Genomic DNA, 19,816 nt, shown 5'->3' with positions numbered 1-19,816 from the left:
CCCGGTCAGGGGTTAAGGGCGGGGTAGTCGAGCCAGGGGTCGCGCAGTGCGTCGAGGCGCCGGGTGGCGTGCCGGGTGTGGGAGACGCGGAAGTACGCCATGAGGCGGGGCGTGGTGGTGTGGTTGGTGCCGACGGCGTGCGGGACCAGGTGGTGCAGGAAGAGGACGTCGCCGACGTCGGCGAGGAGCGGGACGCCGTCGTTGGTGTCGATGTCCGGGGGAACTTGGTCGGTGATGCCGCGGGCCCATTCGGTGGCGAACCAGCGGGACATCGTCAGGTGTCCGCCGGGGACGTAGTGGAGGGCGCCGGCGTCGGGGCGGGTGACCGGGGAGAGGACGACGCCGACGAGAAGGGAGAAGGTGCGCAGTTCGGCGGGGTCGAGGTGGGGGCAGCCGACTCCGTCCACGTGCATCGTCTTCTCCGGCTGGGCGGCGTCCGGCTGGTCGGAGGGGATGCGGATCTGAACCTGGGTGGTGGTGACCGGGGCCGGGTCGGTCAGGAGCTCCCGGGCGATGTCGGCGGCGCCGGTGGCGGTGTAGAGGTCGAGGAGGGCCGGGTGCTGGCCGTGTTCGGGGGCGAAGGTGCGCTGGGTGTACTCGGTCAGGCGGTCGGGTTCGTAGTCCTTGGCGTACCAAGTGGTGATGAGGTCGCGGGCGGGCCCGGTGTGGGCGTCGGCGGCGAGGCCGCGGCGGACGAACATGCCGTCGCGGCGGAATCGGGCGCGCTCGTCGTCGGTCACGAGCATGGTCTCTTCCTTCCGGTGAGGGCTTCCAGAGCGGGCACGGCGGAGGCGACTGCCTCGTCCAGGAGGTAGGCGCCGAGGGCGGGGGTGGCGGTGCGCGGGTCGTTGCCGATAACCCCGGCGGCGGCGATGCGCGGGTCGCCTGAGGACCAGGGCCAGCTCACGCCCCTGTCGGTGACCTGTCGGCGGATCTCGTCGGCGTCCTGCGGCAGGTGGTCGGTGAGCTGGTCGAGGCGGACCGTGTCGGGCGCGAGGTGGAGCATGAGCGCGGTCTCGTGGAGGCCGGCGTGGATCTCGGGCCGCTCGCCGGCGGGGAGGTGTGCCAGGGCCAGGGGGTGCAGGACGCACACGCTGATGTCGTGGGCGTGGCCGAGTTCGTAGACGAGGGCGGTCAGGACGCCGCGGTTGCCGCCGTGCCCGTTGATCAGGACCAGGTTCCGCGCGTTGGTGGCGCGTGCGTACTGGGCGGTGAGGGTGTGCAGGAGGGTGGTGAACTCGGTGATGGTCAGCGACAGGGTGCCGGGGGCCCATGCGTGTTCCGGGGCGAGGCCGTACGGGACGGCCGGGAGCTGCCACAGGTCGAACTCGGCGCCGTGCGCGGCGATCAGGTGCCGGGTGAACGTCTCGGCGATGACGGTGTCGGTGGCGAGGGGTAAGTGGGGGCCGTGCTGTTCGGTGGAGCCCACGGGCAGGCACAGCACGGAGGCGGCCTGTACGCGGGTGGGGAGGTCGGCGGCGGTCAGCCGGTCGAGCTGGCGGTGACCGCCGCCGGGGCCGGTCATGCGGTGCGCCGTCCGACGCGTACGAGGAACTCGTTGCTCTCGTGGAAGGTGTCGTCCTCGGAGAAGCCGCGCAGGGTCTTCTGCACGGCGGTCTCGAACTCCTCCAGCCGGTCACCGAACAGGGCGGGGGCGGCGAAGCTGGTGGAGTACAGGTAGCCGAGGATGCTGGCGGTGTTCCAGGTCCGGGTGACCGGGACGGTGAACTCCTCGACCTGGTTGAACGGCGACTCTTCCATGATCTCGCTGTAGGGGCGGTTGTGGTGCTGGAAGGTACCGCCGCCCGCGCGGCGTTCCTCGCCGAGGAAGTCCTTGATGACCTGCTTTACCGCGGCCTTCCAGTCGCTCTCGGCGGCCCAGAAGCTGCGGTCGGCGAACACCGCCACCGCACCGCCGTCGGCGACCTGGGAGTCCAGCAGGGCGAGGACGCCGGCCTGGTCGAGCCAGTGGAAGGCGCGGCAGATGGTGACCAGGTCGGCCTTCCAGTCGGCGGGCGGGCGGAAGTCCTCGGCGGTGGAGGTGACCAGGGACAGGGTGGTGCCCTGCGGGACCTTGGGGCGCAGCGCTTCCTCGGCGGTGGCGATCATGTCGGGGTCGTTGTCGCAGGCGATGATGTCGGTGAAGTACGGCATCAGTGCTTCGGCGACCAGGCCGGTGCCGGTGCCGACGTCCAGCAGGCGGCGCGGTCGGCGGTCGGGCGCGTAGGCGGCGAGGCGGGCGGCGAGGTCGTCGGGGATGCCGGGGCGGTACTGGCGGTAGTAGCTGGAGGTGCCGGTGAACAGGCTCATGACGTGGTCCCTTCGGGGGTGTTGAGGGTGCGGATGAGGGCGGCCGCGTCGGCGAGGGTGGCGGCCACGTGGACATGCTGCCGCCCGAAGGTGGGCGGTGTGTCGGGAATGGGCCGGTCTTTGGAGATCCACACCGGGACGGCGCCGGCGTCGAGGGCGCCCAGGACGTCACAGGTCCAGTCGTCGCCGATGTGAATCATGCTGGCCGGTGTCACGCCGTGGTGTTCGGCGACGGTGAGGAACGCGCGGGGGTCGGGCTTGGCGTAGCCGAGGGTGCAGGACGGGAACAGGTCGGTGACCCAGGGCGCGAGGCGTTGACGCAGGGCTTCGGTGTCGGCGTCCACGCAGGTGACGTTGGACAGCGTAACGACAGGTGCGATGCCCGCCAGCTGCTGAAGCGCGTCGAGGGCGTACGGGTACAGGGTGAGCGGGGCGGCCGGCAGGTTGCGGGGAAAGTCGGCCGGCTTGATGCCAAGGGCGTCGGCGAGTTCGGCGGCGAGGGCGTCGCTGATGGCGGGCTGGGTGTGCAGGCGGCCGCGCATGACGGCGCGGGCCTGGTCGGCGGGCAGGGGGGACGCGGCGGTGAGCTGCATGGTCAGGCCGGGGCCGTCGGCTTCGCCGATGGTGCCGCCGACGTCCACGCTGATGAGCTTCACGGGGTGGGCCACTCGGGGTCTCCTTCGAGGGTGGGCAGGCCGGTGACGATCGCGGCCAGGCGGTCGGTGCGGATGGCTTCGGTGGTGGCCTCGCCTAGGAAGGTCAGGGCGTAGCGCAGTTCGGCGTCGTCCAGGGCGTCGAGGTCGTGGCCCGCCGTGCTGGCTGCGGCGCGCAGGTCGTCGGGGATGTCGCGCGGGCGCTGGCCGTGGCGCAGGTGGAGTGTGGCCGACCACTGCTCGGGGAGGCGGTCAGGGAGCGGCTGGGTGGGCTGGAGGGTGGTGCTGTCGTCCAGGGTGGTGATCCGCACCGGGATGTCGTGGCCGTCCAGGGTGAGAGTGCCGGTCAGGAAGGTGTCGTGCCCTTCGAGGCGTGCGTCCAGGACGAGCAGCGGGCCGGTGTCGGCGGGGACGGTGCGGCCGCGTACGGGCAGGGAGCGGGGCGGGTTCAGCATGATGCGCTCCTCGGGGCGGCGCCCAGGCCGGGCACGGTGGGCAGGGTGAGGTGACCGCGGTCGGGCTCGACGCCGTGGGCGTAGAGGGTCTGTCGGCCGGGTTCCCACTGCTGCCGGTACTCGACGGCCAGGACCCGGTCGGGGCAGGCGGCTGCCAGGTGGAGGGCAGGCTGGAGGGAGCGGCCGTGCGGGAAGACGGGGGTGGTCGTGCGGGCCAGGATCCGCCGGGCTGCGGTGAGCCCGCCGCAGCCGACAACGTCGAGGGTGAGCGCGGCCGGCCGGATCCCGGCAAGGACGGTGGGCGCGTCGTCGGTCAGGGTGAGGCGCTCCCCCACTGCGAGCGGCAGGGTGCGCAGGTTCTGGTAGGCGCGGGGGTCGTGGGTGGGGGCCGGGTCCTCCAGCCAGACCAGCGCCGTAGGATCGGCGGCCGCGGCGAATTCGGCCGCGAGGGCCAGCGGCCAGGTGCCGACGGCGTCAACCGCGACCGGCTCGGCTGTCGCGCCGGCATGCAGGGTCTCGGCGAGCGCTCCCCCGCTGGCGCCCGGGTGGTTGCGCAGCCCCCACTTCGTGAAGGCCCAGCCCTGCGCGCTGATTTCGGGAACCAGGTCCGCGGTGGCGGGGTGGGCGAGGTCGCGGGTCAGCCAGGACGAGTACGCGGTGATCCGGTGCTGTAGCGGCTCGGCGGTCAGCAGGCCGGCGGCCGGGCGGCCTTCGGCCCGGGCGTGCAGGTCCCAGATCGCGCAGTCCAGCGCGCCCACCGCCCATGAACCGGCCCGGGAGTGCGGCGCCGACTGGGCCAGGCGGTCCTGGAGGCCTTCGTGGTCGGTCGCGTCGGCGCCGGCGAGGACAGGAGCCAGATCACGGACGGCGCGGGCGACGGGTTCGGCGAGGGGCCCGTACCATCCGACCGCTCGGCTGGAGCGGACCGCGACGAAGACGGTGTCGTCGCCCGGCCCGGCGTGGTCGGCGAGGTCGGTGAAGCCGAAGGAGTCGATCACCAGGTGTCGCATCGGGGCCTCGTCTTCAGCAGGCGCGCGGCGGCAGCGAGCAGGCCTTCGGCGGTCATGCCGGCCGCGGCCGCGGTGTCCGGCTGGGAGCGGGGCCCTTCGGTCTCCCGCCAGCCGATCACCTCAACCGGCCGGGCGTGCCGCGCCTTCAGGAGAGACCAGATCGCGGCCGGGTGCCCGAGGGTGACGACCAGCAGCGCCGCGTCCTCGCCGAGCAGGACGTTCACTTCGCCGGCGGGCAGCCCGGCGGGCCACACGGCGGGGTCTCCGAGCGCGGTCAGGTCGAGGACGGACACCACCCGCACTGCCACGCCGAGCTCCGCCCGGATCCGGGGCAGCGCCTCGGCCGTGACCGCGGCGGGCAAGTCTCCGCACACCACCACGGTCAAGGCCGGCGGCTGGACGTCGGACAGGTGCGGCCAGACGGCGGCCCCCCGGTCCAGCTCCTCGCGGAGCGTGTCGGCAGGGATGGGCGGCTGGGGGTGCTTGCCCGCGACGATGACGTTGAGCTGGCCCGTGCTGGTGAAGGCGTCGTCCAGTACGGCCGCCAGCCGGGCAGGGTCGGCGGGCGCCAACACCCGTATGGCCGGATCCTCCAGCGCGAGGAGCGTGGTGGTCAGGGACGGGTCGCCGTGGGTGTAGGTGTTGTGCCAGCCGTAGGAGGTCAGGAGCAGGTTGAAGCTCGGCCGCGGGGCGGCGCCGGGCATCCGCTGTTGCTTGAGCAGGGAGACGATCCCGGTCGCCAGGAGCGGGGCGAAGGCCTCGTAGGAGATGAGGACCCCGCGGCCGCCGGCCGCGTTGAAGCCGGCGAGCTGCTCGCCTAGGAGCTCCTCGGCGAGGACCTCGGTGGTCCATGCCTGTCCGGCGAGTTCGGAGAGGCGGTTGGAGGCGAGCTCGTCCGGGCTGAACACCCGGAAGTCCCCGGCGCGGGCGTGGGAGCGGATCACGGTGGCAACGGCATCGGCGAACGAGACGGGCTGCTGCCGAACGGCGGCACGCGGCGCCGGCGCAGGGCGGCTCGCCTTCAGGCGGGGCCATGCGGTGCCGGCGAGGGCAGCGGCAAGGCCGGGGCCCGGGTGGCCGCCGTCGGTGAACAGTTCCTCGGGCCGGTACGAGGACAGCCATGCTTCGAGCGCGTGCGTCTGCGCGGAGTCGCAGGCGGCCCGGGCGAGTGGGGTCTTGTGGGCGCGGGCGGTACCGAGGACCTGCTGTCCGTTCACGGCGGCGGGGCCGCTCCAGCCCTTGACGCACCGCATGAACAGCACCGTGCGGCGCCCGGCCAGGGTGTCGGCAACAGCCTGGGCGAGCTCGGCGTGGAAGACCTCGTGGCCGTCGTCCGGAACGGTGACGGCGCGGGCGCTCCAGCCAAACCCGGCCGCGTACGCGGTCAGGGCCCGCGCGTCGAGGCCCGCGAGGAGGCTGGGTGCGCCCATGCGGAAGCCGTTGAGGTGGACGACCGGCAGCACCGGGGTGCCGGGCAGGGCCTGGGCGGCGAGCCAGGCCGCGGCGGTGGTCGGGGTCTCGCACTCGCCGTCTCCGAGGACCGGCACGATCACCCGACCGGAGCCGGCCGCGAGCGCGGCGCCCTGGGCGAAGGGGAGGCAGCCGCCGAGCCGGCCGCCGAGGAAGTCCCCGCCGGGCAGGGCCGGGGTGACCTCGGATCCGAGGCCGGCCACCTCCGGGAAGGACCGGCACAGGTTCACCAGTCCCTGCTCGTCGGGGGTGAACTGCGGGCGAGCGGCGGCCAGGTGGCCGGTGAGCCAGCCCGCGGCGATCTGCGCCACCCCGGCGTGGCCGGCTCCCAGCAGTGGGACCAGCTCGGTGCCGTCAATGTCGCCGGTGCCGGACAGCAGGGCGATGTGAGCCAGGGCCCACGCCGTCCCCGGCACAGTGCCCCAGTGGCCAGCCGGGCGCGCCTTCACGTCCCCCGGGCCGAGCGGGCGGCGCAGCAGCACGTTGTCCTGGAGGTGGATCTGCGCGACGGCTACGTAGGTCTGGGCCCGCCACAGCAGATCCGCGTTCTGGGCGTGGCTGGTCATGCCGCGACCAGGCGTTCGGGGCCGAAGGTGAAGTGCCACAGGGGCCGGTAGCACTCCCAGGCCTTGGGGCGCAGCCCGGTCGGGCCGAGGACGTCCTCCAGGACGGCGCGGGCCTGTAGGTAGAAGGCGAGGTCGGTGGCGCCGGGGGCGCGGAGCCCGGCCATGATCCGGTTGTGGGCCTGGTAGACCTGAAGGTTCGGGAACTCCGTCACGTGCGGGGCGAGGTCGCGGACGCCGTCCTCCATGGCGGCCAGGTCGTCGAGCCCGACGATGTACGTGAACGACGCGTCGTGTCCGGCGCGTACGGCCCGGCGCAGCACGCGCGGCATCTCCTTCCTGGTGAGCTCCGCTTTGGAGGCCTTCAGCAGCAGGTCGCGGCGGGTGAAGCACTCGGCGGTCATCCGCAGAACGAACGGGCCGGCCGTGCGGGCCAGGTTGTCGAAGGCCGGCTGTGTGCGCAGCACCGAGGTGAGGAACCCGATCCGCGCGTTGATGCTGGCCTCGGTCAGCACCGCGCGGAGGTCGCCGAGGTGGTCGACAGCGGCCTGTTCGCGTTCGAAGCAGCCGGTGGAGACTGTGACCTCCTCCAGGCCGCTCAGGGTGCCTGCCGGGTGCTGGTGGGCCATGGCGTCGAGAAGTTCGCGGACGGCGCGCTGCTCGGAAAGGCGGGGGTCGGCTGCGGCTTCCAGGGTGTTGGGGCAGAACGCGCAGCCGACGCAGCGGCTGCGCGCGTTGGGGTTGAGGGTGACGGCCCGGCCCTCGTTGCGGAAGTAGCCGCCCACGGCCTCATCCGCGTCGACCCGCGTCACGGTCGCGACGGGGGTCCCGGCGAGGAGGAGGGTGTCCTCGTCGAGGAGGAACGGGGAGGCGGAGGCGTTGAGCGGCACGATCACCTGCCACGGCACCGCGGGCGCCGAGACGAGGCGGATCAGGACCCGGGCGCGGTGCCGGTTCAGGGGCGAGCTGATGCCGTGCAGGTTGACCGCCATGAGGAGCGCGTCCTCAATGGGCACTCCGTAGCGGGCGGCGAGCGCTGCCAGGGTGTCTAAGTCGGTGGTGGTGAGGGATTCACGCGGTGTGGTGGCAGGCACGGGGCCCTCCATCCGGTCAGGGGACGGACGCGGTGAACTTCCGTACGGTGCAAGCTGGTTTGCCTGTGGGCAAGGGGCCGTGCCGAGGATGGCCGACCAGTGCCTGGTGGTGCCCGTCCCCGGCTGCTCGACCTGTCCAGGGTTGTTCAGCCGGGGACGGTGCCCGGTCCGGCCGGTGCTGTCCTTCGGGGTGCCGGGCCCGGGACTCTGGCCGGTGACAACGCGGGCCCGGGGGCACCGCGCTGCCACCGGAATTCAAAGGGTGAGGCGGGTGTGGGGTCCGCAGCGGCAGGCCCGCGATGGGGTGGTGCGGGCTGCCGGTCCGGAGCTGACGGTGTGCGCCGTGTCGTTGGCCGGCCTGCGGGCCGGCTGTGCTTCGGCAGGTGCCTGGTCCGGGACGGTGATCGAGGGGACGGCGGGGGCGCCGTCGGCCTGGTCGGCGCAGGAGAGCGCGAGGACGGCCAGGCCGAGCACGTTGCCTGTCGTCATCAGCAGTCCGGCGATCACGTTCCCGTCCGGCCGGGCGTGACGGCGCTTCCGGGGCGGGGTGAGACGGGTGGGGCCGTGTAACTCACCCCAGCCACCGGCGCTCACGACGTCGCCTTGATGGTGGTGAGTTCGGCCCAGACCTGCTTACCGGTCCGGACCCGCTTGCTGCCCCATCGGGTGGTGAGCTGGTCGACGAGCTGGAGCCCGCGGCCGGCCTCGGCGTCGGGGGTGGCGGCCGCGGGGGCGGGCAGGGTGCGGCTGGTGTCGGTGACCACGATCCGTACGTGGTCGGGGTGGCGGGTGACAGAGACACCGATTCGGCAGGTGTCGGTGTGCTGGACGGCGTTCGAGACGAGCTCGGAGACGATCAGCTGCGCGTCGTCGACCAGGGCATCAAGGCCCCAGGTACGGAGGCAGAGGGTGACGTCGCGTCGGGCGCGGGAAGGAGCGGTGTCGCGGGGCGAGTAGCCGTCGCTATAGCGCTGGGGTCCGGTGGGTGCTGCTTTCACGTCTTCCGCCAGTACGCCGGTCACCGGGCGGCCCTGCCGCTGTCGGGGCCCTGTATGGCGCGGGCGGTGAGGGCCAGGCTGTGGGTGCGGGCTGTGCGAGTGGTGCTCTGGCTCATGGGTGGCCTCGGCGAGTTGGGAGCGGGTGTCGGGTGCGTGGCCTCGTGTCCCCGACGGGGGGCGGGGACACGAGGCCGGCGGGCCGGGCCATGCTCGAACCCGGCCGTTCTGGGGCCGCGACCTACCACCTCAGCGTGATCATCTGCTGACACTTGGTCACGGCTTCACGTTGGAAGAATGCACCCACTGACACGATGCCTGCAACCATTGCAACCAAACTCCCAACGATTGGAGGGATGTTCGATCGACTTCCTATCCCCGGGCCGGGCAGACTGACCCGGAATAAGGACGCCGCACCCCGGAAGGGGAAGATCCACCCTCGAATCGCCCCGCCAGCCCGCAGAGAGGTTCAACTTCCCGTGCCCACACCGCCGCTTGTGCAGACCGTGCGCAGACGCCGTCTCGGCAGCGCGCTGCGCACCTTCAGGAAGAACGCCGGCTTCAACACCTCCGACAGCGCCGCCCAGGCGATCGGATGGGACGGAAGCAAGATCAACCGGATCGAGAACGCCAAGGCACACCTGCCGATCAAGGACGTCAAGCCGCTCCTGGAGGCGTACGGGGTCACCGACGAGACGGTGGTCACCGCCATGGAGGAGCTGGCCCGCGACGCCAACAAGGTCGGCTGGTGGAGCAACTACGGCGACCTGCCCGAGACCAACTACAAGGACTACATCGGCCTGGAGGAAGACGCCGAGTCGACCCGGATCTACCTGCCCGGCCTGATCCCCGGCCTGCTCCAAATCCCTCAGTACGCCCGCGAGATCATCACCGGCTCCGCCATCACCCGGACCACCGAAGAGGTCTCCGCCCTGGTCGAGATGCGCAAGAAGCGGCAGGCCATCCTCACCGACACCAGCCGCCCCGGCGGCCCCCTCCACCTATGGGCCGTCATCCACGAGGCAACCCTGCACTACCGCTCGGCCGCCCACCCTTCGCTGATGCGCGAGCAACTGCGCCACCTGCTCGACATGGCCGAGCAGCCCAACATCACCATCCAGATGATGCCGATACTCGCCAACCCCCACCCCGGCATGGTGGGCCCGTTCCACATCGTCCGGTTCCCCCACCCCTGGCCCACCGTGATCAGCGTGGAGACGATCCGCGGCGGGACCTTCGCCGAGGGGACCGACGACGTGAAGGTCTACGAGGCCGCCTTCGAGCGGATCGTGGCCGCAGCACTCCCCGTCGACGACTCGCGGGAGAAGATCAAAACCATCATGGAGAAGTCATGACCGACATGAACAGGCTGTCCGCCACCGACCTGCCCGAGGCGAAGTGGCGCAAGTCGTCATACAGCGACGGCGGCGAGCAGTGCGTCGAGATCGCCGACACCCGGCCGACCCGCGGCTTCGTCGCCGTCCGCGACTCGAAGGACCCGAACGGGCCGGCGCTTGCGTTCACCGAGGCCGCGTTCACCGCCTTCCTGCCGCACGCAGCACACGACCACTTCCCGACTGCCTGACCAGCCACGAAGCAACCAAGGCCCGGATTCCCCCAGCCCGCAGCGGGGGGAATCCGGGCCTTGCCTGTATGGCCATACCCCGTCAGCCCGGGCCAGCTCACCCGTCCGCAATGACCGGATGACCATGGGCTGACTGAGCGAACCCGCAGGGATAGCAGCCGCCGAGGCCGCGCACCTGCTCGAAGCCCACAAGCCGCAGTGGTGCTGCGACGGAATCCGCAGGTACAGGGGCGCAGTCGGCGTCCAGCTCCCACGTGTACGAGCCGCAGTGGTGCTGCGGGACCGACCCGCAGGGACAGGCTAAGTGGGGTTGAGCGTGTGGGCAATCGACTCGTCACCAGGGTGGTGCTGCGGGTCGTACTAGCAGAGATGGACTTCTTCAGGTACTGGTGGGCGCGTCCGCGGAGGGTGCCGTAGTGGTGCTGCGGGTACGTCCCGCAGAGATTGGGTCCTCAACTATATCGCCGAGGCGGACGTCTGGATCCCTCAGTGGTGCTGCGGGCAATACCTGCAGATGCCGCGGGTTAGACAGAGTCCAGGTGTGCTTGCCGTCGCTGCCGTAGTGGTGCTGGGGGCTATACCCGCAGAAGCGCCGAAGGGCTGAGCCGACTGGATGTGGCCCGCTGGTCGCCGCAGTGGTGCTGCGGGGTGAACCCGCAGGGACAGGGCTGCATCGTCGTCGTCTAGACCCGCTGACCGGAGCCGGCGTGGTGCTGCGAGGCGAGCACGCCAGGAACCACTCCACTCACCGCCGTGATCTTCCTGTTTGGGTGGAAGCCGTAGTGATGCTGCGGGAAGAACCCACAAGAACAGCCGATGGGTCGAGCGGTCTCGGCGGACACGGTGCGCCCGTAGTGGTGCTGCGGAAGGAACCCGCAGGGACAGCCGAACCACGAGGCGCAAGCGGTGGTCGAGCGGGAGATGCCGTAGTGGTGCTGCGGGACGAATCCGCAGGGGCAGGGGGCCCCGCGGGATGCCGCCCAATCGCGGGCATGCCGCAGTGGTGCTGCGGCACGAACCCGCAGGGACAGCTTCGACCAGATCGACTCCACGAGGACGTCCTCGATGCCGCAGTGGTGCTGCGAGATGAACCCGCAGGGAAAGACCTTGCCAGGCAGGGCAGCGAGGTTCACCTGCTGATAGCCGCAGTGGTGCTGCGAGGTGTACCCGCAGAGAGAGGTGGGAGCCTTGCCGACGGTCCAGATGGATCCGGCGACGATGTAGCCGCAGTGGCGCTGCGGGGTGGACCCGCAGGGACAGCTGGCAACGCCGCGGCCCGCAGCTTCGCCCGCGAGCCGCAGTGGTGCTGCGGGGGGAAACCCGCAGAGACAGGCCTTTCCGGCCCGAGGAGGCGACCAGGCCCCAGGTTCCGTAGTGGTGCTGCGGGACGAAGCCCGCAGAGACGGCTCCGCTGACGACACGGCTCTGATCGAATACCTAACGCCGCGGTGGTGCTGCAGGTCGTACCCGCAGAGACGGTGGAGTCCGGGTGAAGCAGCGGATCGCTCCCGACGGGCCACAGTGGTGCTGCGGGGGAGCCCGCAGAGACAGGTCTAGACGCGGCTCATACCCTTCTCCTGCTTCAGCAAGCCACGGTGGTGCTGCGAGATGAATACGCAGAGACAGCCTTCGCGGCTCTGCTCGGCATGTGGCCCATTGCCCAGCCGCAGTGGTGCTGCGGGATGGACCCGCAGGGACAGCCGAACCACGAGGTGCAACCGGTGGTCGAGCGGGAGGTGCCGTAGTGGTGCTGCGGGGTGAACCGAAGAGGCGCTCGACGGCCCATAGGTCCCCGTTATTCACGCCGTAGTAGTGCTGCGGGATGAACCCGCAGAGACGAACCGAGTTGGCACGCAGGCCACCGGCACGCCCATCGCGCCGTAGTGGTGCTACGGAAGAAGCCCGCAGGAACAGCTCAGCCCACGACCAGCCTGGACACCGGCGCGGCCTATGAGGCCCAGTTGATGTCCAGGCCGTGCCAGGCGAGACGGGAAGACCCGCAGCTCCACATCCACGCCGCCGTACTGCCACAGTGGTGCCGCGGGGCATGCCCACGGAGATGGTCGCGGCCATCGCGGCCGGCGTGATCCTCACCAAGGTGCCGTCGTGGTGCTGCGGGTCGAACCCGCAGAGATGGCCCGACAAGGCCGCCCGGGCGGCCATCGTTGTAGATGCCGTAGTGGTGCCGCGGCGCGTGCCTGCGGAGCCGGTTGTCTGGCCCAGGAGAGCGACCAGCGCCGCAGGAGCCGCAGGGGTAGTGCTGGCGGGCTTCGCCATGGTGGACATGCTACTTATCCGGCTTCTGGCTTCGTGTGGTTCGGCGTGTCTTGGTGGGCTTGGGGTTCCGAAGTCCGTCGAGCTGCGTCGGAATGAGGCGCCCTGGTTCTAGGGGGCCGTCGCCGTTTCTGAGGCGTGTGCGGGGTGCGGTGTAGAGGGCGGTGACGCCGAGGTTGTGGAGTCGGGTCCGGCTTGGGGTGTGGGTTCGAATGTCGGGGTGTTCGAGGAGGGTGGCGAGGGTGGTCGCCGTGTGGGGTGATTGCCAGATGGGCCAGATCAGGGCATTGGTGGCGGTGTCCCAATTGGTGGCCGCAGGTCGGTTGGTGTTGCCGGTGAGGCGGAAGGCGGCGAAGCCGTGGAGAGCGAGCCAGGTGGCGCCCGGAACGCCCTGTTGGCTGGCTTTGCCGTGGCTGACCATGTGGGCGTCACCGGTGGAGAGGTAGTCGAGGTTGGCGCCGGCGTAGTCGTCGACTCGCTGCCAGCGGGTGAGCGCTGCGTGGATGTGGGTGGGGGCTTTCAGGCAATGCTGGGCGGCGATGGTCCAGTTGTTGGGCAGCGTCATCTGGCCGGTCCGGCCGAAGTGGGGGGTGGTGCGGGTGTAGAGGGCACCGCGATCCGTGGCGTTGCTCTTTGCGGTCTCCTTCATGTTGGTCTTGCCCGGGGTGAGGCTGAGCGTGTTGATCAGTGAGGTGAACCAGTGGGCGCGGTTGTCGTCGTGGTCGCGTTCGGCCTTGGCATGGCCGCGGAGCCGGGTGAGGGCTTCGTCGATGGGCATCTGGAGTGGGTCGTTGGGTGAGCCGGGTTCGGGGTGGCGGGGTTGGTCGAGGATGCCGGGGGCGACGGCCAGCGGGTCTTTGTCGGGCTGGGCGGGCAGCTGAGCGGTGAGGAGGTCGGCGAGTGTCTGGTGGGTGAGGGGGTGGTGGGTGTGGAGAACGGCGGGTGCGTCGGGTCCGCTCCAGGAGAGGCGGGGGGCTTGGTCGAGGATGTGGGTGGTGAGGTGGAGGGTGCCGAGTGCGGCGAGGAAGCCAAGGGGTGAGCTTCCGTAGAGGGCGGGGAGTTCGAGCTGGTGGGTGGGCATCGGCATGGTCAGGTGCCTTCTTCGGAGCAGGCCATGTCGGCGAGGCGGAGGACGGCTTCGAGGAGGGCTAGGCCCCAGGGTCCGTAGTGGCGGTTGAGGGCGTGGAAGCGGTCGGGTCCGTTCCAGTCGGTGCCCATGTTGGCGCTGTTGACGGTGATCTGCTGGTTGTCGGGCATGGTGCAGGTCACGGCCTGTGGTGAGGGGTCGGTGACCGGGGGCAGGAGCGGACGGGCGTGGCCGTGGTGGGCGGCGACGAGGTGGATGAGGAGTTCATCATCGGTTCCGCGTGCATGGTCTGGCTGGGTTTCGAGCCAGGCGGTAACGGCGAGGGCGCTGAGTGCTTCGTGGCGCATCTCGGGATCCCACTGGGCGAGTCTGGCGGCGCGTCGGCGTGCGGCGTGGTCGGCGGGGTCCATGCCGGATTTCGCTCGGGGTTCGTCGAGGGATTCGGCGAGGAGCCGGTCGCCGGCGCACAGCATGCACTGGAATCTGCTGTGGGCCTTTCCGCAGTCGTGGGCGTGGCCGGCGGTGCGGAGCGTGTCGATGAGGTTGGTAGGCAGGTCGAGGTCGGCGGCGAAGGCTGCGGTGCGGTCTGCGACGGCCAGGCTGTGCTGGCTGAGGGGGACGGGCCTGGTCAGGGAGCTGGCGTCGGCGCTCTCGTCGCCGACTCCCGCGCCTTGTTCTCGCTGTCCTACGGGCAGGTGTGGGGGGATGAGGAGGAGGCGGGCGGGTTCGTCGGGGTCCAGGACGATGCGTCCTCGGCGTTCGGTACGGCCGGTGGGCTCCACGGTCCACTGCCCAACCGTCCGAAGGTGGCTCAGGCGGTCACGGGCCAGGTCGGCGTACGCGCTGTCGGTGTGCCGGTTCAGGTACCCCAGGAGCGTGTCGAGGAGGTTATGGACGATGACGGCCTCCTCCTGTTCTGCCGCCTGCAGGAGCCCGACAGCTCGGGTGATGGTCTTGGTGAGGGTCTCGGTGAGGTGGTCGTCGCCGCCGGCGAGGAGGATGAGCAGGGGCGCGTGGATGCGGGTGGGGGCGGTGGCGGCGGGCGGGAAGTCGCCGAGGTCACAGGTGGGCAGGTCGCGGGTGCCGGACCAGCCGTAGGCGTCGTGGCCGCCGTAGTGGCTGGGCAGGACCACGGTGCTGCCCGGCCGGATGTCGTTCGCTTCGGTCACCGGCACCCATTCGCCTTGGGCCTCGTCGAAGGACAGCACCGGCGCCATGCGCGGCTGCTTCTGCTTCTTCGGTCCGGGGGCGGGTTCATGGGGCGGCGGGGTGGATTCGAGGTCGCTGGCGTCGTCCGCGCCCGCGGTACGGGTGAGGAAGCGGCGGAGCTGCACTGCGGGAATGGCGACGGTTTCGCCCGGGTGAGGAGGGATCTGCCGCATGCGGACCATCCACTGGTCAAAGTCCGGCCGTCCGTCGACCTCATGAAGGTCGGCTCGCCACAGGACCTGAACGTCTTCGGGGGTGGTGTCCAGGCCATGCAGGAACGGGGCTGGGTCCTGGTCGGGGACAGGGGTGGGGCTGGTGCGGGTCCAGGAGTCGAGGAGCGTGCGATGCACCACGGGTATACGCGGCGGTGCCACGTTCAAGAGGGTGGTGTCGACGTCGGCGAGCAGACCGGGCAGGGTAAGCGGATTGACCAGCAGGCCGTCCGGCAGTGCCTGGGCGAGGGCGGTCCTATCGAGGTCGGTCGCGGGCAAGGCGGGAGTCTGGTCGGTGAGCCAGTTCCAGACGTGTTCGGCGGCCTCTCCGTAGACGGGGATGGAGGACTGGTCGCTCTGGGTGCTGGCGCGGATCACGAGGGCGGGCGCGAGGTGGAGGTCCCCGGTGCGGTCGAGGCGGCCCAGGCGCTGGATGAGCGCGGCGAGGGCCGCGTTCTCCGTGATGAGACCGGCGAAGGAGATGTCTATGCCGACCTCGACGGTCTGGGTGGCGACCACGACGAGCGGCCTGACGCGCTCCGCGTTCACGCCGGTGAGGAGTTCTGTAACGAGCGTGCTGGCGAGCAGTCGTTCGCGGTCCAGGGTGCGGGAGCGTCCGGTCAGCAGCACCACGTCCACGTCGTCGCGCTGAGACAGCAGACTGAAGGTGGCGCGGGCGGCTCGGATGGTGTTGGCGACCACGCCGATCACCGGGCGTTCCACGATCGGCAGCAGTGTGTCGACGGCAGATTCGGCGGCGCGTGCGAAGGCTTCGGCGGTGTCCTTCGCGCCGGTAGAGGCGTCCAGCAGGGTCAGGCGGCGCTGGGCGGTCAGGCGCCTGCCGGCGACGGGGTGGGTTTGGTCGCCGTCGGTGATGGAGTGGCGTGGCCGGTCGGGGCCGGTTGAGGCGGTCGCGGAGAGGCTGACGACCTTGACGGCCCGGTCGGCGAACTGGGGCTGGGTGGCGGTGGCCTGGTAGGCGGCGCAGTCGGTGGCCGTGACGAGCAGCGGCAGGGCGATGTGGGCCTCGTCCACGACGAGGAGCGCGTCTATTCCGCACAGGGCGGCGTCGATGGGTCGCATGCGGGGGCTGGTGTGGTAGCCGCGGAAGAGTAGGCGGCTGCCGTACTGGTCGACGGTGGAGGTGATGACGGCCGGCTGGGCGGGAGAGCGCAGCCAGCGCGAGGCCCAGTCGACGCCGCCGCGCATCCGCACGCTCTCCAGCGCCGAACCGGAACCCGCGATCTCGCGCAGTGCGCGGGCGACGCGACCGGTCACGGTATCGGGACGGCTCGTGTCGAGGGCGTCTTGCAGGGTGCGGGCACTGTCGTGGGCCTGGTCGACGACCAGGCGCCGGTCGACGACGAAGAACAGCCGCAGTGGCACCGTCCGGCGGGTGCCGGAAGCGTGCTGCCAGGCGAGGAGGAAGGCCCAGATGTCGATGATGCTGGTCTTGCCGAGGCCGGTGGGGATGTCCAGGTCCGGCCAGTTGCCGCGGTCGGCGACCTCGTGGAGGTAGGCGGTCTGCCAGGGAAAGGGACGGTGGCCTCGGACTTCCTGGACGAAGTCGGGGAACTCCCCAAGCCGAAGTGCGTGTTCCGGGGTGAGGCTCATGCGGGCTTGTCCTCCGGGCGGGTGGGCAGGCACAGGCCCAGGCCGTAGTTCTTCTTGCTGCCGAGCAGCACCGGGCCGGTCACGGGTTGGGCGAATCGCAGGCGGACGTGTCGGGCGGGCAGCGGGCGCTCGTCGGCCTTGCGGCGCAGGGCGCGCGCCGGGAGCGTGGGGGCGCCGGACGCGTACGCGCCCGAGTGCAGGACTTCTACGGCAACGGGCTCGGGAAGGCCGGCGAGGCGGCAGCTGGCGGCCACCGAGGCCTCGATCTCTCGGCCGTGGCGCTTGGGGAAGAAGTCCAGCACCATCGGCAGCGCCGTGGTCCACTCGCGGGCGGGTCGTGTCCAGCGCTGCGGCCGTACGGTGCGGATGGCGTCGGTCGGTGTGGCGCCCGCGCTGATGTAGGTCAGGGGGATCGGCTGGGATACGGCCGGGACGTTCAGTTCGGCCAGGCCGCCACCGGCGCGCAGCAGGATGACCAGAAGGGCGCGGCGGTGTGCCGGTTCCAGGTCGGAGGGCAGGGCAACGCCCACGCCGCGCAGCCTGCCGTCGGCGTGGTGGTGTCCGACGAACGGGTAGGCCACGAACGCGCACAGCCGTCGCTCGTCGCCGGGTGCCTTGTGGCCGTGGACCGCGACCATGGCGTCCACGTCGTGACCGGCCTCGTCCAGCAGGGTGCTGATCGTGCTTCGCAGGGCGCCGGTGACCTTCAAGGTGAGGGCCGGGTCCAGCGAGAAGCCGGGCGGGAAGGCGAAGGACAGGAGATCCGAGTACGGTCCCTCCACCACGGCGGGTTCTTCGTCCTCGGCCACCGTGCCGCGCAGGACGTAGGGGTGGGGGCGGGACTGCTGGTAGGCGCTCTGGCCCTCTTCGTGAGCCCACCGCAGCTGTGCCAGCAGCCCCGGGTACGGGGTGCGCAGGGACTGTGCGTCCGCTCGGTCTGCGTCGCTGTCGTCGGCCGGCTCCCAGATCTGCCACTGGCCCTCGTCGGGGGCACTCTCCTCGTCGGCGGGCCGGATCGCGGCGTGAACGAAGGCGTGGCCGGTGGCCCGGCCGATGTAAGGCACAGACCTCGCCAGCATCTCCAGGACCGTGTGGACGCCTGCCGGTGGTTCGGTGGACCACTCGAACTCCACCGTCGGCTCGGCAAGAGTGCGCTCGGGCCAGACCTTCGGCTTTCCGCCGGCCGTCCGGCCGGGCAGCACCCCGTGGCTGGGCTTTGTCTTCTCGACCCCGTTGGTCGGCACCCACGCGCCGCGCGGGGACGCTGCCTCGGCAGTGCGTTCGGGCACCCGCACGGTCGGGGCGGGCTGTTGTTCCAGCCACTGGAGGGCGGCGTCCTGAACCGGGTCCTTCGGGTCGGCCACCGACACCAGGCCGCAGAACACCCGGTAGGGGTGGGGCGGCCATTCGGCCGCGCCACGGTCCAGCGTCGAGGCCTGGTAGACGGGGTCCAGCAGATGAACGGTTATACGGAATGGCATGCCGTCACTCGCCCTCTGCCTCGCCGACGCCGTCGGACAGGAACGATTTGTCGATGGCCTGTTGCAGGCTCGCGTTCGGCTTCAGCGCCACCGGCTCGGCGGACCACTCCAGGCCCGCCGCGCGCGCCCGCTCGGACGCGATCTCGAAGAGGGCCAGTGCCTCCTGCACGGTGTTCACCGCCAGCGGCTCCTCCTGGGGGCGCCCGTCCCGGCCGCGCTGAACCCACTGCACCCGCTCCGAAACGAGCACCAGGTCACAGCCTGAGCGCAGGCGCAGCGCGGGGGAGGCGAAGGCCAGCCGGTCGCCCAGCAGAGCGATTGCTGCCACCAGGGCGCGCGCCGCCGCTGTGAACTCCTCACCGGCTTCACCGAAGCGCAGCGAGGCCAGCTGGGCCATCGCAAGACTCGCCTCGCGCTGGACCGAGCGCACCGAGACGCCACCCAGTCCCTCCGAGGGCGGGATCATGCCGTGTCCGAGCTCGGACATCCGTGCCGTCTTGGCGCCCTTGGGCGCCTTGATTCCCTCGACGGGCGTCCAGCCGGATTCGGACACCTGTACTGTGTCGCCGGCCAGGTTCAGCGGGTCAACGCGGCCGGCCCCGCGGACCCCGATCAGCGGGGCGATGCCGATCATCGCCGACTTGTACGCGCGCGGAATCTTCACCTGGATCCGTCGCTTGCGGTGCGAGTCCCACACTCCGTACGCGAGGTCGCTCGGCACCAGGCGCAGGTAGGCGCTCCAGTCCTCAGAGCTCGCCTGGCGCAGGGCGCGGCCCGCCTCGGTCTTGTCGAAGGCTGCACCAGTCGCATCCTCGGCGTCCCGGAAGTAGGCGTCCCTGGACCGGTGGGGCGCTTGCAGGTTCGTCGTTCGCACGGGGACACCCGCGGACTCGGTGACCAGCAGCAGATGTGGAAGGTACGTGGATCCGTCGCGGATGGCGTCCATGAGTGCCTGCTCGCAGCGGTTGGCCTGCGACTGCGGCTGGTCTAGCCAGACCACGTCGACCTTCTCGCCGTCCACGTAGCGGGGTTCGACGAGGTAGCCGGCGCCATCGGTTTCCTTGATTTTCACGGTTGGCGGGAACAGCGTGTCCCCGTCGCCGCCGATCGGCTCGTACTCCGCGCTGACGCGGATTGCCCCGTCGGTCGAACGCAGACTCGCCGCGGCAAGCAGCCGCTCGTAGATGTCCCGCACTTCAAGTCCCTTTGTCGTCACCCAGTACCCGCGCACACCGCGTCCTCCACTGGCAGAACCAGCAGGTCAGGGCGGTGAGATGGCGACATGGAAGCAGCACTGCCCGGTTGGCGCAAACACTCACCATTGGCCGGTTAGCGCCTATGTCAGACCGTGCATATACGGTGCGCCCCGCGTCCTTGTGAGCGGCTGTCAGCCAGGTCTGCGGGCACCACGATCGAACAGAACAGCGAAGTCCCGATTGAAGCAGGTCGCCCCGTATGCAACATGGCGGGCTGAGGCCTACTGGGAGCGCCCTGGACCCCAGTTCGGCTTTACGTGCGGCGAGTTGGCCAGTGCCCCCCGAACCAACCTCAGCCCTGGTTCGGCAGGTGCTCATGGGCTCCTGATGAACTTAACCTCCGGCCCGGCCTCGGCGTGCCCGACCGATTCAAACGGCTCGGTCAAATTCTGCTGTGACATGAACCACCCCACTCGGGCGCCGACGCTCCACGCAGGAGGTTGTGCTTGCGACGCTTTCGCATCCGGCGGCCGCTTCGACGTGTGCAAAGCAGAACGCGCAGCGGAGTAACGAGGCCCGGATTCCCCCCAGCTCGCAGCGGGGGAATC

At 70.8% G+C, this 19,816-nt stretch carries 16 protein-coding genes; 2 read left to right on the top strand and 14 right to left on the bottom strand.

Features of this window, described 5'->3' with window-relative positions:
- Positions 1 to 5 precede the first annotated feature (5 nt).
- From AB0447_RS27780 to AB0447_RS27735, 10 genes are all read right to left on the bottom strand, one after another.
- A complete protein-coding gene (locus AB0447_RS27780; protein WP_366479553.1) occupies positions 6 to 746 on the bottom strand; it encodes a phytanoyl-CoA dioxygenase family protein in 741 nt (246 codons plus the stop codon).
- Positions 737 to 1,525, bottom strand: a complete 789-nt coding sequence (locus AB0447_RS27775) for a creatininase family protein (RefSeq protein ID WP_366479552.1) — start codon at positions 1,523 to 1,525, stop codon at positions 737 to 739. The genes AB0447_RS27780 and AB0447_RS27775 overlap by 10 nt, the downstream gene beginning before the upstream one ends.
- The gene (locus tag AB0447_RS27770; protein ID WP_366479551.1) at positions 1,522 to 2,310 is read right to left on the bottom strand and encodes a class I SAM-dependent methyltransferase; all 789 of its coding nucleotides are present in this window, start codon (positions 2,308 to 2,310) and stop codon (positions 1,522 to 1,524) included. The genes AB0447_RS27775 and AB0447_RS27770 overlap by 4 nt, the downstream gene beginning before the upstream one ends.
- Complete coding sequence (locus tag AB0447_RS27765; protein WP_366479550.1) at positions 2,307 to 2,978, bottom strand: HAD family hydrolase; 672 nt, start codon at positions 2,976 to 2,978, stop codon at positions 2,307 to 2,309. Before AB0447_RS27765 ends, AB0447_RS27770 begins: the two co-directional genes overlap by 4 nt.
- On the bottom strand, positions 2,963 to 3,418 hold the full coding sequence (locus AB0447_RS27760) for a hypothetical protein (RefSeq protein ID WP_366479549.1): 456 nt from the start codon (positions 3,416 to 3,418) through the stop codon (positions 2,963 to 2,965). The genes AB0447_RS27765 and AB0447_RS27760 overlap by 16 nt, the downstream gene beginning before the upstream one ends.
- A complete protein-coding gene (locus tag AB0447_RS27755) occupies positions 3,412 to 4,428 on the bottom strand; it encodes an enolase C-terminal domain-like protein (protein ID WP_366479548.1) in 1,017 nt (338 codons plus the stop codon). Before AB0447_RS27755 ends, AB0447_RS27760 begins: the two co-directional genes overlap by 7 nt.
- Positions 4,413 to 6,464, bottom strand: coding sequence for a hypothetical protein (locus tag AB0447_RS27750; RefSeq protein ID WP_366479547.1), 2,052 nt, complete (start codon positions 6,462 to 6,464; stop codon positions 4,413 to 4,415). The genes AB0447_RS27755 and AB0447_RS27750 overlap by 16 nt, the downstream gene beginning before the upstream one ends.
- Positions 6,461 to 7,555 (bottom strand): hypothetical protein, encoded by a 1,095-nt coding sequence (locus tag AB0447_RS27745; protein ID WP_366479546.1) that lies wholly within the window; start codon positions 7,553 to 7,555, stop codon positions 6,461 to 6,463. The genes AB0447_RS27750 and AB0447_RS27745 overlap by 4 nt, the downstream gene beginning before the upstream one ends.
- A 255-nt stretch (positions 7,556 to 7,810) precedes the next feature.
- A complete protein-coding gene (locus AB0447_RS27740; protein WP_366479545.1) occupies positions 7,811 to 8,044 on the bottom strand; it encodes a hypothetical protein in 234 nt (77 codons plus the stop codon).
- Between the two features lie 101 nt (positions 8,045 to 8,145).
- Positions 8,146 to 8,577, bottom strand: a complete 432-nt coding sequence (locus AB0447_RS27735; protein WP_366479544.1) for an ATP-binding protein — start codon at positions 8,575 to 8,577, stop codon at positions 8,146 to 8,148.
- Between the two features lie 479 nt (positions 8,578 to 9,056).
- On the opposite strand from AB0447_RS27735, the gene AB0447_RS27730 reads away from it, so the two are divergent.
- Both AB0447_RS27730 and AB0447_RS27725 read left to right on the top strand, forming a co-directional pair.
- Entirely contained in the window at positions 9,057 to 9,905 is an 849-nt protein-coding gene (locus AB0447_RS27730; RefSeq protein ID WP_366479543.1) for a helix-turn-helix transcriptional regulator, read from the top strand.
- Complete coding sequence (locus AB0447_RS27725) at positions 9,902 to 10,135, top strand: DUF397 domain-containing protein (protein WP_366479542.1); 234 nt, start codon at positions 9,902 to 9,904, stop codon at positions 10,133 to 10,135. The genes AB0447_RS27730 and AB0447_RS27725 overlap by 4 nt, the downstream gene beginning before the upstream one ends.
- 2,287 nt (positions 10,136 to 12,422) lie before the next feature.
- Here the strand turns inward: AB0447_RS27725 and AB0447_RS27720 are convergent.
- Genes AB0447_RS27720 through cas7u form a run of 4 tightly spaced genes read right to left on the bottom strand, consistent with a single transcriptional unit; the run spans position 12,423 to position 19,243 of the window.
- Positions 12,423 to 13,496 (bottom strand): hypothetical protein, encoded by a 1,074-nt coding sequence (locus AB0447_RS27720; RefSeq protein ID WP_366479541.1) that lies wholly within the window; start codon positions 13,494 to 13,496, stop codon positions 12,423 to 12,425.
- A 2-nt stretch (positions 13,497 to 13,498) separates the two neighbouring features.
- Positions 13,499 to 16,531 (bottom strand): type I-U CRISPR-associated helicase/endonuclease Cas3, encoded by a 3,033-nt coding sequence (cas3u, locus tag AB0447_RS27715; protein ID WP_366479540.1) that lies wholly within the window; start codon positions 16,529 to 16,531, stop codon positions 13,499 to 13,501.
- Positions 16,528 to 18,012 (bottom strand): type I-U CRISPR-associated protein Csb2, encoded by a 1,485-nt coding sequence (gene csb2, locus AB0447_RS27710; protein ID WP_366479538.1) that lies wholly within the window; start codon positions 18,010 to 18,012, stop codon positions 16,528 to 16,530. Before csb2 ends, cas3u begins: the two co-directional genes overlap by 4 nt.
- A 4-nt stretch (positions 18,013 to 18,016) precedes the next feature.
- Entirely contained in the window at positions 18,017 to 19,243 is a 1,227-nt protein-coding gene (gene cas7u, locus AB0447_RS27705) for a type I-U CRISPR-associated RAMP protein Csb1/Cas7u (RefSeq protein WP_366479537.1), read from the bottom strand.
- Positions 19,244 to 19,816: the final 573 nt, after the last annotated feature.

The organism is Streptomyces sp. NPDC051211 (genome assembly GCF_040689505.1).
Classification (GTDB): Bacteria; Actinomycetota; Actinomycetes; order Streptomycetales; family Streptomycetaceae; genus Streptomyces.
Note: the sequence above shows the minus strand (reverse complement) of the source record. Positions and strands in the feature narration are given on the sequence as shown.

What these genes read in the sequence shown, in the direction of transcription:
- AB0447_RS27780 (WP_366479553.1), bottom strand. Translation starts at nt 746, where the DNA reads ATGCTCGTGACCGACGACGAGCGCGCCCGATTCCGCCGCGACGGCATG.
- AB0447_RS27775 (WP_366479552.1), bottom strand. Translation starts at nt 1,525, where the DNA reads ATGACCGGCCCCGGCGGCGGTCACCGCCAGCTCGACCGGCTGACCGCC.
- AB0447_RS27770 (WP_366479551.1), bottom strand. Translation starts at nt 2,310, where the DNA reads ATGAGCCTGTTCACCGGCACCTCCAGCTACTACCGCCAGTACCGCCCC.
- AB0447_RS27760 (WP_366479549.1), bottom strand. Translation starts at nt 3,418, where the DNA reads ATGCTGAACCCGCCCCGCTCCCTGCCCGTACGCGGCCGCACCGTCCCC.
- AB0447_RS27755 (WP_366479548.1), bottom strand. Translation starts at nt 4,428, where the DNA reads ATGCGACACCTGGTGATCGACTCCTTCGGCTTCACCGACCTCGCCGAC.
- AB0447_RS27750 (WP_366479547.1), bottom strand. Translation starts at nt 6,464, where the DNA reads ATGACCAGCCACGCCCAGAACGCGGATCTGCTGTGGCGGGCCCAGACC.
- AB0447_RS27740 (WP_366479545.1), bottom strand. Translation starts at nt 8,044, where the DNA reads ATGACGACAGGCAACGTGCTCGGCCTGGCCGTCCTCGCGCTCTCCTGC.
- AB0447_RS27725 (WP_366479542.1), top strand. Translation starts at nt 9,902, where the DNA reads ATGACCGACATGAACAGGCTGTCCGCCACCGACCTGCCCGAGGCGAAG.
- AB0447_RS27720 (WP_366479541.1), bottom strand. Translation starts at nt 13,496, where the DNA reads ATGCCGATGCCCACCCACCAGCTCGAACTCCCCGCCCTCTACGGAAGC.
- cas3u (WP_366479540.1), bottom strand. Translation starts at nt 16,531, where the DNA reads ATGAGCCTCACCCCGGAACACGCACTTCGGCTTGGGGAGTTCCCCGAC.
- csb2 (WP_366479538.1), bottom strand. Translation starts at nt 18,012, where the DNA reads ATGCCATTCCGTATAACCGTTCATCTGCTGGACCCCGTCTACCAGGCC.